Below are 14,406 nucleotides of genomic sequence, written 5' to 3'. Positions count from 1 at the left end.
GAAGGCTTATATACAACTTGCATTAATGGAAATCAAATAGTTCCTTATAGGATTTCCAAAAATGCCGTGCCGTATCTCTAGAGCTATAACTTACATTATTACTAATAAGAATATTATACCAAATAAAGAATCAACTTATTTTTATAAAATAAAATATAGTAGACAACATTTGAGTTGGGAGTTTAGATAATTCTTTAATTAAATACTTTTCTGAAAAGTCCCCTAGTCCTTCGTTATGTATAAATTTATAATCTATCAAGGACGAGGAAAAAATTTGAAATAGAAATTCAATCTAGCCTACAAATAAAGAAACCAAAGACCGTTCTCCTTTTGATCATAAAAAACCGCACTTACTTATGATACGGTTCTCCGTAATGTACCTAAGTGCGGTCTTTTAAATCCTCAGGTAAAGAAGCTTTGACCTCATCAAAACTACTTTTAATCTTTCTTTCTTGCTCTTCAAGTAGCCTTAATTTTTCTGGAGTAGTTTTTTTCAGTACTTCTTCAGATAATTTTTGATTACCAGTTAATGCTTCATACAGTACTCCTAATAGTTTTACAACTAAGTCTTTAGCATTTGATACGAGTTCTACAAAACCTGGTGATTGAATATTTAACTTAATATCCAAGTCTCGAAGATTATATTTACTTACTTCATTTTCTAAATCGTTTATTACATTAATTGTTTCAACGATAGATGCTATAAATTTTGATAAATCATAAGCCGGTATATCATCTTCTTTTTTTACAGGTAAAATTAAAAAACTTTCCTCACCTTTTTTAAAAAAAGAATACATAGTTCTATCAATGAAATGTGAATATTCGTTAGCACTATTAACTGCTTGTTGTGCTTGCATCATTCTAAATAAATAAGGATCTAAATTGTCTCTATCAACTGTTTTAATCCAATTTATTTTTCTAGATTTAATAAAACCTTCCTCTGCTTCGCCTAAAGTTCTATTAAATAAATCTTCTTCTACAATCCCAAAACTAATTTTTTTTGAACCTTCGCTTGGAATCATTACAACATCACCAATGTTTATATCATAATAAATTTACGAATTTGGCTATATATTCTTCCAGGTTGATTGTCAGGATAGAATTCTAAAATTTTTTCTTTCATGCTTTCGTTCATTTTTTTGTTAACAAATTCAGATTTATCAGTAAACTCATTCCACCCTATGGCTATATAACTATCTCTGATAAAATTCGAGTAAAATTTCCCACTTTCAGTTCGTACTAGCCAGTATTGGCGATTTTCATTAATGTTTTCTATATCAATATTGAATAAATCTAATAACTCATCACCCTGTGCAAACATTTTTTCTACCCCCACTTACATATATATAATATAATTATATTATAAACGTACTTTTATAAAGGAGGGAATGGATTGAAAGAACAAATTTCACAAATGTTTGTAATTTTTATTGCAGGCTCTTTTATAATAGGAAGCTTTTTTACTGATTTCGTTTCCAATGATAGATTACTTTTCTCTCTAACTCTTGCTGCTCTTTCTTTTACATTCTTAGACCTTTCGAAAGTACTTAAATTCAATATACTTTTTAGTTATCTATTTTTATTATGTGCTGTATTCTCAATCATAGTCTTACCATACTTAGATTTTGTTTACGAATTAATGGGTTCGCAAAATAATCGACTAACAATAATTGGTTTATCTATTGTAATTCTAATTATCGGTATTAGACAACTAATTGAAGAAAGAACTGATTTAAAGCAAGTTAATAATTATATAGATAAATTAGATTCTATTAATAGTGAACTCCAAAAGAAAATGGAAGAGCAAACACAAATTATAAAAGAATTAAATGAACGACTTAATGATAAAATCAAATAATCTAAAAAGCAGAAATAGATATGGTCTATTTCTGCTTTTTTTAACCGCACTTACTTATGATACGGTTCACCCTTCATAATCCTAAAACTCCGATAAATCTGCTCCACCAGGACTAGCTTCATTAGCTGGTGGGGTAATGTCATTTGGCCGAAGGATTGCTGCTCGTCGGCTCGCTTCAATACTTCATTGTGTAGGCCGAGGGAGCCACCGATGACGAAGGCGATTTTGCTTTTGCCATAGGTCATGAGGGATTCAAGATCTGCTGCCATTTGTTCAGAGGTTTTCATTTTGCCGTTAATCGCTAGGGCGATAACGTATGTATCTGGGCTAATTTTGGAGAGAATACGCTCGCCTTCCTTTTTTTTGACGATTTCCATTTCGGCCTCACTTAGCTGCTCGGGGGCTTTTTCATCTGGTACCTCAATAATATCCATCTTTGCATAACTACCGAGACGTTTCGCATATTCATCTATGCCCATTTTTAAGTACTTTTCTTTTAGTTTGCCGACTGATACAATCGTTATATTCACACGTTATCCACCTTTACAATTCATTTACAAACAAATTATCCACAGAAGTTATCAACATATCCACATGTCGATCCTATATATTGTGTAAAGTTATTTACTTGATACAATATATTCTGCTGGTTGTTCACAGTAGCTACATTTTGTGGATAACTTTTTTTCATCTTCGACTTTATCCATAATTGGGAATGCTTTTTGTTCCGCTACAAACATGTCTAAAGCGTGATCTATATGGTTTTTGCAGCTGTATTTTTCCATTTTTTTATGTCTCCTTGTTTTCCGAAATTTCCACAAACTTATTCACATTTCAGTCTATGTTATCCACAATCTATTGTAACAAAGGACTGGCAAGTATGAAAGAAAAGGCTTTCTCTTGCTATTTTGATGTGTAGAAATATTATTCACAATTTTCTAGTTATCCACAATATTTGCTCTATATTACTGTATAAACTGGTCAATTTTTCTTCTATCCACAAAAAAATCAGTGAGGATTATTAGCCCCTCACTGATTTATATTTACAATGAATTACTATTTGTTAATGTTAGTGATAGCTCCACTAATTTACCTTGGCGGTATACTTTCATTGTTAATTTATCACCAATCTTTTTATCATTATATAAATGTTTTCGTAAATCAATTGCCGTTTCTATTTTTTTACCATCCATTTCTACAATGAGATCATATTGTTGAACGCCAGCTTTTGATGCTGGTGAATTATTCACAACGTCTGTAATTACAACACCTGTCGTAATATCTTTCGGTAATTTTAATGTTTGTTGTTGATAGAATGATGGTACATCTGTTAAGTCAACTAATTGAATACCCATTGTAGGGCGCTTCATTTCACCGTTTTTCTCTAATTCCTCAATAATTGGAATGGCTGAGTTAATTGGAATTGAGAAGCCTAATCCTTCTACAGAGGATTCAGCAATTTTCATGGAGTTAATGCCGACTAGTTCACCTGCAAGGTTTACAAGTGCACCTCCACTATTACCAGGGTTGATAGCTGCGTCTGTTTGTAATACCTCTTGCTGCCAATCGATTGTTCCATCACCATTTAAATCAACTGGTACAGAACGATCCTTTCCAGATACAACACCTGTTGTCACTGAACCGTAGAATTCTAAGCCAAGTGGGTTACCGATTGCGATTACTGTTTCACCTTGTTTTAGGACATCAGAGCTCCCAAATTTCGCAACTGTTTTAACATCCTTAGAGCTGATTGAAATAACAGCTAAATCTGTCCATTCGTCCTTACCAACTAACTGCGCTTCTTCCTTTGTTCCATCTGGCATTGTTACCTCTAACTGTTTAGCACCTTGAATTACGTGGTTATTTGTCACGATAAAGGCTTTATCACCCTGAACCTTATAAATAACACCTGAACCGCTTCCAGCAGGCTGGGTTGATGTAGTTGGTGGGTTCCAGAATCCACCGTTTGTCACTTCTTGTATGTTAGTTATACCTACAACTGCACCCGAAGCCATATCCACTGCTTTTGTAACATCCGTTGTCACTTCTGTTGCTACTTGATTGATGGTCGTTTCATTTTTACCTGTACTGCTTGTCGTTGTACCAGGCATCTGATTAACAAGTCCAGGTAGCATGAGCCACACGATCAAAGCACCTATGATGACCCCGATAAGACCACTGAAGAAGTAACCGCCCTTACCTCCGCCACCACCTTTCTTTTTTAGACGCTTCTCTTGTCTTTCTCGCTCCTCTTTTTCAAGTCGCTCTTGAAGAGGTGATTTCTGTATTTCATCATTATTTAGGAAATCACGATTTTTATCATCATCTTGAAAATAGCTCATCTTCCTCATCCTTTCATTTATTACTATTTGTTAGTTGTTACCCTAATAGTACGATTCAAACATTAAAATCAGATGAAAAATAAATAAAATAGACATAAAAATGGCTGTTTCATCGTATTTTTTAAAATTACAATGAAACAGCCATTCAAACAGCTTCGATATTATTAAACCGTTACTAATTGTGTTGGTTCCTCTGCATCCGTATCAAATAACTTTACATACTCTCCTACGATAATACCGCAGGATTGCAATGTTTGCGTGACGCTCATGCGTGCAAGCTCTTTCATATTATTGTCCTTACTTAAATGCGATAAATAAATATTTGTTGGCTTTTCAAATACAACCTCACTCATAGCTACTGCCGCATCTTCGTTTGAAACATGCCCAACATCACTTAAAATACGGCGTTTTATTGACCATGGGTAACGCCCCATTTGTAGCATGTTCACATCATGGTTACTTTCAAAGACAAAGGAATCTGCACCTCGAATAATACCCTTCATACGGTCGCTAACATAGCCTGTATCCGTAATAACAACAAGCTTTCGCCCATTTTCATGGAAAGTATAGAACATTGGATCTGCTGCATCATGTGATACCGCAAAGGATTCAATAGCTATTGAGCCAAAATGCTTTACTGTATCCATTTCAAATTCAAAACGTTGCGCTAGGGGAATATCACCAACAAGCCCGTCCATTGCCTGCCACGTCTTGGCGTTTGCATAAACAGGTACATTATATTTTCTAGCCAATACACCAATTCCTTTAATATGATCACTATGTTCATGTGTCACGAAGATGCCACTCAGCTGCTTCATATTACGGTCAATTTTTGTAAATAGCTGCTCCATCCTTTTGCCACTCAGACCTGCATCCACAATAAATGCATGTTCATCACTCTCTACATATATAGAATTGCCTGTACTACCACTTGCTAAAACACTAAATCGCATCATTCAACTCCCCAGTCTTCCTCTTCTCCTTCTTGCTTGTCCTCTTGAATATCAATAATTTTTCCTTCCATCGCGTCAACAAAGTACTCTTCTGTCTCACCGTCTGCTAATTTTACTTGTACTTCCCATGTTGGTATCAACACTTGTGTTTGTGTTTGTGTTAAATTACTAAATGTTGAATAGCCTAGCTTTATATGAGTAATACGTGATTCTGCCTTTAATAGTCCTTTTGCATACAATGTTTGGATAATTTGAAGTGGTGGGATAACTGTTTCTTGTTGTTCTATTTCTTCAATACTATCAATCATTGTCTGCTCATACATGATAACTTCGTGGTCCATATTCCACTGTACTTTTAATGAGGCACTATCATTGTAATAGAACATTTGATTATTTTTTTTCTGAAAGAAAATCGCGACTCGCTCCTCACGATCTACCTTCCATAATGCATAGGAATCTCCCGCTTTAACATTTGTATGGAGAAACTCAGTAAAGCTTGTATTATCATTAATATTTCGTAACTTCACAGGATTTATAAAGACAATATGAGCTAGTGTCTCTTTAATAATATTAGCTTGCTGATTTTTATCGGGGAAATCGCTACTTGTAAACTTATGCACTTTGCCCGTAATATAAGTTGCAGATTCATTAATAGGCAATGCACCATACGTAATATTATCATCCTTTAAACGAGTTTCTATTGTTCTTTCACCAGGTATTTCTACGCTTTGCGCTTCATTATAACGTTTTAAATAAAACGAATACAAGAAGATATTCAGTATTAAAAAAACGATGATAAAAATGGATTTTGTTCTATTCCAATCCATTTATGACACCTCCTAATAATTCAGGCGTCAGTTTTGTTGCTACACCATTATGAACTACAAACCAGCATGGCTCTAATGTCATTATGCTACTTGAATCTTGCTTTAAATAATACCCCACCACAATATCATCTATATCTGATAACACAAAATTATTAAGTTGCTGAATCTTTTCCACAATCTCCAAACCTGAAGGCAGTTCCTTTATCTCCTTCTCGGTTGGAATGTCGAAAACTAAGGAATAATAAGGGCGCTTGTAGCGGAATATAAGATTATCCCCCCACACAGTTGTAATCTTGCTTATAACTTGATCGCTATAAACCGGTAACCCCTGTAAATATTGCTGATACTCTAACTGATTTTTACTAGTATTTTTTGATACATAGCGATAATCAGCTGTAAATCCTCCATGCTCGTTGATAAATTCAAAGCTATCCTTCAAAAGCTTAGATGGCTCTATGATGGCACTACTTTCTGCAGCTGGATATACATAAGTTAAAGATTTTAAGTTTGAATCAACAGTCATTCGTGACTTGCCATCCTGATATTTTTCAGTCATTGCACTTTCAATACTACGCTGAACGATATTTGGATTTGGAAATAACACATTTTTAAAAGATTCAAGTGGCTCCTCTATAAACGTATACATATATTTGGTAGATTCAATTTTATCATTAGGCATATAAAGTGAGGTAAAGCCATCACGCTCAATTTCTTTAAAAGTGCTATATGTTTTCGCTGGCTCAATAACATCCCTTATAAATGGATTGGTATTTTGCAGGCTTACATGTGAGCGCATTAAAGTTTTATTATTACTACTAATGAAAAAGACCTGTAAGTCTTTGCTGCCATAATTCGTCCAATCTATAATCATACGATTAAAGGTTGTTTCAGGTATTTCTTTATCAGCAAACTGGAAAATAGAGCTAAAGGCAGAGTAAGGTATTTCACCAGTAAAAAAGACGGTCATACGGTTATTTGTACGAATCATCTCATTTACATAATTCGCTGTAAGATTATTATTGATTGGCACTATATCAAGAACATTCCAGCCCTGAAAAGCTTTCATAATATCCTTCATTGCACCATTGGATGCTGTTCCTGTGAACTCCTCATCAAAACGATAAATCGCCTTATAGGGACGAATGATATCCTCCATCCTTTTCTGAGACCCAATTAGGATTTCTTTTCCCTCAGTTTGTTCAATAATTTTATAATCTGGTGTATACGTCCAAATAATAAAGGTTAAAACGACACTCAACATGACGAGTAGAAATAATACAACTGATTTAACTGGCTCTATATATTTCATGCCCACTCACCTGCCTCGTCAAAATCATCTAAATCATATGGTAATGTAAAGAATATGGTTGTACCGTGACCTTCCTCACTTTCAGCCCAAATTTTACCACCATGTGCTTCAATCATTTCCCTGGCAATAGCTAGTCCTAGACCTGTCCCGCCCATAGAACGAGCACGTGCACGATCCACACGATAAAAACGATCGAAAATACGTCCTACATTTTCCTTAGGAATGCCCATACCATCATCAGAAATCATAACCTTCAACATCTCACCTTGCACAGTAAAACCAAATCGAACATTTCCACCATCTGGAGAATACTTTATTGCATTAGAAATGATATTATCGATTACCTGTGTCGCTTTATCTGTATCAATTTCCACATAAAAAGATGCTTCTGGGAATAAACGTTGGAACGTTACTTTATCAGACTTTGACATTTCAAAGCGATCAATAATACGATTAAAGAATGAATTGAAAAGAACAATATCCTTATTCAATTCATAATCCGCACTATCCATGCGTGATAACTGCAATAAGTCATTAACTAAGCGAATCATTCGCTCTGTTTCTGTTTGTGTAACATTCAAAAATGTTGGAGCAATATTTTCATCTTTCCAGGCGCCATCCGCCAGTGCCTCTAAATAGCTGCGCATTGTTGTTAATGGCGTGCGTAATTCATGTGATACATTAGATACAAATTCTCGACGATCCATTTCAATTTTTTCCTGCTCCGTAATATCGTGCAGCACAGTAATTAAACCATTGATAAAGCCTGTTTCTTTTTGAATGACCGAGAAATTCGCACGTAAAATATAGGGTGCTTCTGTTGTACTAAAATTTAAATTCACCGCATCATTCATGTGTATTAAATCCTCAAAGCTATACTCTTGATCAATCCCTAAAACAGACGCAATTGGGCGGCCTAATGTAATATCCCTAGAAATATGTAATAGCTCTAGTGCGGGATCATTAATAAGGATGATGCGTCCCTTACGATCTGTCGCAATAACACCATCCGTCATATTACTAAGGACAGAATCAAGCTTTCGTCTCTCTGCATCTGTAGTAGATTGGGCCTCCTGCAAGCGATTCGTCAAATGATTAAAGGTTATAGCAAGCTGCCCTATTTCATCTGTTCCATATACACGTACTTTTCGTGAATAATTTCCTTTTGCCATCGCCTGTGCCTGTTTACGCATATCTGCAATCGGCTGTGTGATTGTTCTCGCTACTAAAATTCCTAAAAAGATAGTGACCACCAAGGACACAGCAGTTCCACCAAGGAAAATACGGTTAATGTCATTCACTTGTCCAAAAACAGATTCAATATTAGCTTCAATATAAAGAACCCCTATAACTTCATCATCCGTACCTGCACCATTTCGAATGGGCGTCGCTAACACCCAAATTCGATTTCTTGTTTTATTATCAAGTTTGATATTTTCAAATAATGTCTCTGCTGACAATGCACGTCGGACAAGATCGGTATTTGAGCGCTGTCCAATCAGATTTTGATTTTCTAACTCAGATGTTGCACGTATCCGCTGTCGATTGTCAATAACACGAATCTCTAATATATCTCCATAAGAAACATCCTTCAGCCCTGTAGAAAACTCCATGACAATCGTTTTAAGGCTTTCTTCAAGTGTTGGCATACTTTCATCGCGTTCCTTTAAAATTTCCTCACGAATGCTGTATTGCATTAAATCAACACGTTGGAAAATGGAATCTCGGAAATTGGTTTTTAAATTTTCCTCCAATTCACGCGCAAAATAAATACCTATTATTTGCAAAGCAAGCAATATTAACAAAATATAAATAAGAACTAGCTTGACATGAATCGATTTAAAGAAGCTAACTTTTTGCATTCCATTTACTCCTGCTCAGGATTTCGTAAATAATAACCTACTCCACGACGTGTTACTATCCAAGCTGGGTGACTAGGATTGTCCTCTATTTTTTCACGTAAACGACGGATCGTTACATCTACTGTTCGTACATCACCAAAATAATCATAGCCCCACACAGTTTGCAATAAATGCTCACGTGTCATGACTTGACCAATATGTTTCCCTAAATAATGTAATAGCTCAAATTCACGATGTGTAAGCTCAATGGTTTCATCTCGTTTTAATACTAAATAAGCATCAGGTTGAATGACAAGCGAGCCTACAACAATCTCATTCGACTCTTCTGCAGCCTCCTCAGCAGCAGGAGCAACCACCTGTAAACGACGCATGTTTGCCTTGACACGTGCAATCAGTTCACGTGTACTAAAAGGCTTTGTTACATAATCGTCTGCACCCATTTCTAAGCCCAATACTTTATCAATCTCAGAGCCCTTTGCTGTTAGCATAATAATCGGAAAATCATATTTTTTTCGAATTTCCCTACAGACCTCCATACCATCACGCTTTGGCAGCATTATATCTAAAAGCATCAAATCTGGCTGCTCTTCCTCAACCTTTGCTAGTGCTTCATCTCCATCATAAGCACAAATTACCTTATAGCCTTCTTTTATTAAATTAAACTGTAAAATATCTGCGATTGGTTTTTCATCATCAACAACTAAAATTGTTTTATCCATACATTTTCTCCCTTTCGCTATTTATCTATTCTTAAAACAAGTGTGTATTTATAATTATTGCAACCGAATTTGTGACTCCATCGGAAGCTGTAGTTGGTCACTTCTAACATTTTTACAGGATATGAAGTTCTTAGTTTGAGTTCCTCTTTCAGTAGATATTTGGATACCCCTGAAACATAACTTAAACCTGCTTACATCTTATCATCTATTATGATGAGAAACTTCTGTAGCTAATACTTAGCATTTGCTGCAAAAACAGCTGAAAGAAGTTAAAATCACTACTCTTAACTCTATCATGCTTTTAGCTTCAATGCATTATTCTAAATTCAAAGACAATTATTGACTATTAAAATAAATAAATGATATTTCGACAAATATTTCTCGGGAAATAATAGTATAAGAAGTATAGAAAAAGACAGTCCATATATTTGGACTGTCTGCTATTCAAAAAAATTAACGTCCTACATATGATAAAGGATTGACTAATGAACCATCTTTTTCAACTTCAAAATGCAGATGTGTACCTGTGGAATTTCCAGTAGATCCCATAATGCCAATCACAGAACCTTTTTCCACTACTTGCCCAACTTCAACATTGATTGAAGATAAATGTCCATAAAGTGTAGTATAGCCATTATTATGATTAATAACGATTCGATTACCATAACTGCCTGAGCTACCAGCTGCTACTACAACTCCATTATCAGAAGCTAAGATATTATAATTACTTGGTCGGGCTATATCAATACCACGATGGACAGTTCCCCAGCGTTGACCCATCTGACTTGAAATATAGCCTCCTACAGTAGGCCAAGTAAATTCACCTGTACCACGAGAAGAAATGACCTTCGTACCGACAATCTCAATCTCATCTACTGGTTGCTGTATAATTTGTTCTTCTAATGCCACTTTGGATGTACGTGTTCCATTTTCAGAGGTTAATAGATAAGATGTTTCTTTTTTTCCATCAACACCCTGCTGCTTCACTACTTTTTCACCTTTATACATGTTTGGATCTTCTTCAATTATTTTCTTAAAAGGTATTGTATCTATAACTTTCTTCTCTTGTTTGACTTCGAGAGTAACAAATGGTTTTGCAACTGTTACGTTCAATGCTTGCCCAATTTGTAGAACAGTATCTACAGTAATACTAGGGTTTAATGCTAGTAATTCAGCTGTAGTCAGTTTATGTTTTTGAGCAACTGAGCCTAGAACATCGCCTGATTGAATCTTATAGGTTTCCTGCTCTAAAGAGCCTGTCATTAAGTATTGCACAGCCTTTTCAGGAGTAACAATAGTACTTGGAGAAACATTCTGAGTAACACCTGAAACTCCTTGTTTAAAGGAGACATTTAACAAACGAGTCTCACCAGATTGTAGTGGTGATACTTGATTCGTTGATTGCTGATCAGTATGTAAACTATTCATCTCTTGCTGTGAAACATATTGTAATTTTAATAAACGTATAGTATCTTCATAAGCTTTTGCATCTTTTAAAGATACGAGAGGCTTATTATCTACAAATAAGGTGAAGGCTTGAGACTTAGCAACTAAAGACTGCTCTAATTTCGCTAAAATTTCCACATCTTTAGTTCCATTACTAAACACTTGCTCCGGGATGATTTTAACAGACGTACTAGCATTAATAGACAATTCTTTATACTGTTGACCAACTTCTTTTTCCTTCGATGCAATAATTTCCTGGACAGCCTTTTCGTTAGATACTGCTCCAATATATTGATCACCTACATAAATATGAAAAATCTTATTTAAATCTTCTTTATGATTTTCTTTTGCAAACCCAGTATTAACGGTTAAACTTGTCATTAAAATTGCAATAATAGACATTTTTTTGAATGAAGATAGATTGTAAGTCAATCTATTGTTTTCTTCTTTTTTATACCAAGACGAACTCATCAATAAAGCCCCTTCCAACTTTATGCTACTATAGGATTAATTACCCACAAAATAATTTTGCACCACTATACTGTACCATAAAGAAAAAAGGGAATGGATATTTTCATACTTTTGTAATGTAAATGTATTATTTTTCGACTAATTGTTACATAACTCTTATCTATTATACGCTCTTATAATTGTAATTTAATATATTTATTAGTTTATTATTACAATATTATTCTTATATTTTTTATGAGAATTAAAACTTATTACTTTTTACTTTTTTAATATTCCGATAAAATAGAGAAGAAGGATACACTAGTTGATTGGAGCGATTACATTGAGTGATTCACAGACCTCTGAAATAATAACACCTAGATTGGTCAAGCCACAGAAAAATAGGACTCGTAGAATTGTCCTAAGGAGCATTATGGTGGCACTAGGTGCAATAATAATGGCAGTAGGATTAGAGTTATTTTTAGTACCAAACCACATTATGGATGGTGGAATCGTAGGTGTTTCTATCATCACTTCACATTTATTAAAGTTACCTCTCGGTATATTTATCTTCATTCTAAACTTACCCTTTATCTTTTTAGGCTATAAGCAAATTGGTAAAACCTTTGCACTTTCTACAGGCCTAGGCATTACTGTACTATCAGTAACAACGATTTTACTACATAATCTAAAACCATTTACCCAGGATACTTTATTAGCAACCGTTTTTGGTGGCATGATTTTAGGAATCGGTGTCGGCATTGTCATAAGATACGGTGGATCGTTAGATGGAACCGAAATTTTAGCCATTTTATTTAATCGAAAAACTCCCTTTTCTGTGGGAGAAATTATTATGTTCTTCAATATCCTGATCTTTACGGTAGCAGGCTTTATCTTCACCTGGGAACAAGCTATGTACTCGATCCTAGCTTATTATATTGCCTATAAAATGATTGACATTGTTATCCAAGGGATGGAGGAATCAAAATCCGTCTACATTATTAGTGATGAAATAGATGAAATCGGTCAAACCATAATGGACCGACTTGGTCGAGGTGTAACCTTCCTACATGGTGAGGGGGCTTATACCGGTAACGATAAAAAGGTTATTTTTACTGTTATTACACGATTAGAGGAATCGAAGCTAAAATCCATTGTCGCTGAAATTGATGATAATGCATTCCTTGCGATTGGTAATATAGCAGAGGTTAAAGGTGGACGATTCAAGAAAAAGGATATTCACTAAATATAAAAGGGCGTACCGCAAAATGGCACGTCCTTTTAGTATATTTCATCTTATTACGCTTCCCAAATATCCACTAAAACATTTGTTTGTTCACGTGCAGGACCAACCGAGAATGTTGCAATTTGAATACCTGTCAACTCACTCACACGTTCTACATAGCGGCGTGCATTTTCAGGTAGCTCTTCTAAAGTTCTGCAGCTTGTAACATCCTCTGACCAGCCTGGTAGCTCTTCATAAATTGGTTCACATTGTTCAATAATATGAAGATTTGCTGGATATTCTGTAATGGTTTCACCTTGATAATTATACGCCGTACAAATTTTTACAGTGTCTAAGCCAGAAAGAACATCGATTGAATTTAGTGCAAGATGTGTAATTCCACTTACTCTACGTGAATGACGGACAACTACCGTATCAAACCAGCCTACACGACGTGGTCGACCTGTTGTTGTACCATATTCACGACCAACTTCACGAATTTGTTGACCCACTTCGTCGAATAATTCAGTTGGGAATGGACCATCACCAACGCGTGATGTATAGGCTTTACATACACCAATAACATTAGAAACTCGTGATGGACCGATACCAGCACCAATGGCAACTCCACCAGCAACAGGATTTGAAGAGGTTACAAATGGATACGTACCTTGATCAACATCAAGTAAGATACCTTGAGCACCTTCAAATAACACTTTGCCGCCTTCATCCAAGACGTCATTTAAAATTTTTGATGTATCTGTTACATAGTTTGCAATTTCTTGTCCATATGCATAGTACTCTTCAAAAATCTCCTCAAACGTTACACCTTCAACTTCGTAGAACTTCTCGAATAATTTATTCTTAATTGCTAAATTATGACGTAGTTTTTCTTCAAATATTTCTTTGTCCAGTAAATCAGCCATACGAATACCAATGCGAGCTACTTTATCTTGATAGCAAGGTCCAATACCTTTGCAAGTCGTGCCAATTTTATTGTCGCCACGGCTTTCCTCATCAGCAATATCTTGTTTAATATGATATGGCAAAATAACATGGGCACGATTAGAAATACGTAGGTTATTTGTATTAATGCCACGCTCCTGCAAACCTCTAAGCTCAGTTACTAATGACTTTGGATTAACAACCAATCCATTGCCGATTACTGACGTCTTTTCTTTATAGAAAATACCTGATGGAATTAAATGTAGCTTATATGTTTCACCACCAAATTTAATGGTATGTCCTGCATTATCACCACCTGCAAAACGAGCAATTGCATCGGCCTTTTGCGACAGGAAATCTGTAATTTTGCCTTTCCCTTCGTCTCCCCACTGTGTTCCTACAACTACAACTGATGTCATAATCAGCACCTCCGTTAGATACGCTTGGTATCTCAATTTTTAAGCCGTTAA

General features: G+C 35.3%; 14 protein-coding genes. 2 read left to right on the top strand and 12 right to left on the bottom strand.

The annotated features are described in order from the left end of the window. Positions 1 to 380 precede the first annotated feature (380 nt). Positions 381 to 1,022: a hypothetical protein gene (locus tag AC3WOM_RS05810; protein ID WP_492445555.1), complete on the bottom strand. Its 642-nt coding sequence runs from the start codon at positions 1,020 to 1,022 to the stop codon at positions 381 to 383. A 17-nt stretch (positions 1,023 to 1,039) separates the two neighbouring features. Continuing rightward, entirely contained in the window at positions 1,040 to 1,321 is a 282-nt protein-coding gene (locus AC3WOM_RS05805) for a hypothetical protein (protein ID WP_492445553.1), read from the bottom strand. A gap of 72 nt (positions 1,322 to 1,393) precedes the next feature. Between AC3WOM_RS05805 and AC3WOM_RS05800 the strand changes: the two genes are divergently transcribed. Then, on the top strand, positions 1,394 to 1,858 hold the full coding sequence (locus AC3WOM_RS05800) for a hypothetical protein (protein ID WP_492445551.1): 465 nt from the start codon (positions 1,394 to 1,396) through the stop codon (positions 1,856 to 1,858). Between the two features lie 50 nt (positions 1,859 to 1,908). On the opposite strand, the gene rlmH is transcribed toward AC3WOM_RS05800, so the two are convergent. The 9 genes from rlmH to AC3WOM_RS05755 all read right to left on the bottom strand — a co-directional run bounded on the left by rlmH (position 1,909) and on the right by AC3WOM_RS05755 (position 11,787). Then, positions 1,909 to 2,388, bottom strand: a complete 480-nt coding sequence (gene rlmH, locus AC3WOM_RS05795) for a 23S rRNA (pseudouridine(1915)-N(3))-methyltransferase RlmH (RefSeq protein WP_492445549.1) — start codon at positions 2,386 to 2,388, stop codon at positions 1,909 to 1,911. A gap of 90 nt (positions 2,389 to 2,478) precedes the next feature. Continuing rightward, positions 2,479 to 2,643 carry a CxxH/CxxC protein gene (locus AC3WOM_RS05790; protein WP_427543893.1) on the bottom strand — a complete coding sequence of 55 codons (165 nt, stop codon included), beginning with the start codon at positions 2,641 to 2,643 and terminating at the stop codon, positions 2,479 to 2,481. Between the two features lie 258 nt (positions 2,644 to 2,901). After that, positions 2,902 to 4,200: a S1C family serine protease gene (locus AC3WOM_RS05785; protein WP_492445548.1), complete on the bottom strand. Its 1,299-nt coding sequence runs from the start codon at positions 4,198 to 4,200 to the stop codon at positions 2,902 to 2,904. 164 nt (positions 4,201 to 4,364) lie between these two features. Then, on the bottom strand, positions 4,365 to 5,153 hold the full coding sequence (locus tag AC3WOM_RS05780) for an MBL fold metallo-hydrolase (RefSeq protein ID WP_492445547.1): 789 nt from the start codon (positions 5,151 to 5,153) through the stop codon (positions 4,365 to 4,367). Then, positions 5,153 to 5,980, bottom strand: a complete 828-nt coding sequence (locus tag AC3WOM_RS05775) for a two-component system regulatory protein YycI (RefSeq protein ID WP_427543884.1) — start codon at positions 5,978 to 5,980, stop codon at positions 5,153 to 5,155. The genes AC3WOM_RS05780 and AC3WOM_RS05775 overlap by 1 nt, the downstream gene beginning before the upstream one ends. After that, positions 5,967 to 7,289: a YycH family regulatory protein gene (locus AC3WOM_RS05770; protein WP_492445544.1), complete on the bottom strand. Its 1,323-nt coding sequence runs from the start codon at positions 7,287 to 7,289 to the stop codon at positions 5,967 to 5,969. The genes AC3WOM_RS05775 and AC3WOM_RS05770 overlap by 14 nt, the downstream gene beginning before the upstream one ends. Continuing rightward, positions 7,286 to 9,151 carry a cell wall metabolism sensor histidine kinase WalK gene (walK, locus tag AC3WOM_RS05765; RefSeq protein WP_492445543.1) on the bottom strand — a complete coding sequence of 622 codons (1,866 nt, stop codon included), beginning with the start codon at positions 9,149 to 9,151 and terminating at the stop codon, positions 7,286 to 7,288. The genes AC3WOM_RS05770 and walK overlap by 4 nt, the downstream gene beginning before the upstream one ends. A 5-nt stretch (positions 9,152 to 9,156) precedes the next feature. After that, entirely contained in the window at positions 9,157 to 9,870 is a 714-nt protein-coding gene (yycF, locus tag AC3WOM_RS05760; RefSeq protein WP_427543875.1) for a response regulator YycF, read from the bottom strand. A gap of 453 nt (positions 9,871 to 10,323) precedes the next feature. Next, entirely contained in the window at positions 10,324 to 11,787 is a 1,464-nt protein-coding gene (locus tag AC3WOM_RS05755) for a LysM peptidoglycan-binding domain-containing M23 family metallopeptidase (RefSeq protein ID WP_492445540.1), read from the bottom strand. A 412-nt stretch (positions 11,788 to 12,199) separates the two neighbouring features. Here AC3WOM_RS05755 and AC3WOM_RS05750 point away from each other — a divergent pair, with 412 nt between their 5' ends. Continuing rightward, complete coding sequence (locus tag AC3WOM_RS05750; RefSeq protein ID WP_427543955.1) at positions 12,200 to 13,012, top strand: YitT family protein; 813 nt, start codon at positions 12,200 to 12,202, stop codon at positions 13,010 to 13,012. A gap of 53 nt (positions 13,013 to 13,065) precedes the next feature. Here the strand turns inward: AC3WOM_RS05750 and AC3WOM_RS05745 are convergent, their stop codons facing one another. Then, on the bottom strand, positions 13,066 to 14,355 hold the full coding sequence (locus AC3WOM_RS05745) for an adenylosuccinate synthase (RefSeq protein ID WP_427543869.1): 1,290 nt from the start codon (positions 14,353 to 14,355) through the stop codon (positions 13,066 to 13,068). Positions 14,356 to 14,406: the final 51 nt, after the last annotated feature.

It is taken from the genome of Lysinibacillus sp. FW301-JW8, assembly GCF_058788755.1.
This window is presented reverse-complemented; position numbering and strand designations above follow the sequence as displayed.

Coding starts and splice junctions, on each gene's coding strand:
- AC3WOM_RS05790 (WP_427543893.1), bottom strand. CDS start 2,643: ATGGAAAAATACAGCTGCAAAAACCATATAGATCACGCTTTAGACATG.
- AC3WOM_RS05780 (WP_492445547.1), bottom strand. CDS start 5,153: ATGCGATTTAGTGTTTTAGCAAGTGGTAGTACAGGCAATTCTATATAT.
- AC3WOM_RS05775 (WP_427543884.1), bottom strand. CDS start 5,980: ATGGATTGGAATAGAACAAAATCCATTTTTATCATCGTTTTTTTAATA.
- AC3WOM_RS05750 (WP_427543955.1), top strand. CDS start 12,200: ATGGTGGCACTAGGTGCAATAATAATGGCAGTAGGATTAGAGTTATTT.
- yycF (WP_427543875.1), bottom strand. CDS start 9,870: ATGGATAAAACAATTTTAGTTGTTGATGATGAAAAACCAATCGCAGAT.
- AC3WOM_RS05805 (WP_492445553.1), bottom strand. CDS start 1,321: ATGTTTGCACAGGGTGATGAGTTATTAGATTTATTCAATATTGATATA.
- AC3WOM_RS05770 (WP_492445544.1), bottom strand. CDS start 7,289: ATGAAATATATAGAGCCAGTTAAATCAGTTGTATTATTTCTACTCGTC.
- AC3WOM_RS05810 (WP_492445555.1), bottom strand. CDS start 1,022: ATGATTCCAAGCGAAGGTTCAAAAAAAATTAGTTTTGGGATTGTAGAA.
- walK (WP_492445543.1), bottom strand. CDS start 9,151: ATGCAAAAAGTTAGCTTCTTTAAATCGATTCATGTCAAGCTAGTTCTT.
- AC3WOM_RS05745 (WP_427543869.1), bottom strand. CDS start 14,355: ATGACATCAGTTGTAGTTGTAGGAACACAGTGGGGAGACGAAGGGAAA.
- AC3WOM_RS05755 (WP_492445540.1), bottom strand. CDS start 11,787: ATGAGTTCGTCTTGGTATAAAAAAGAAGAAAACAATAGATTGACTTAC.
- AC3WOM_RS05785 (WP_492445548.1), bottom strand. CDS start 4,200: ATGAGCTATTTTCAAGATGATGATAAAAATCGTGATTTCCTAAATAAT.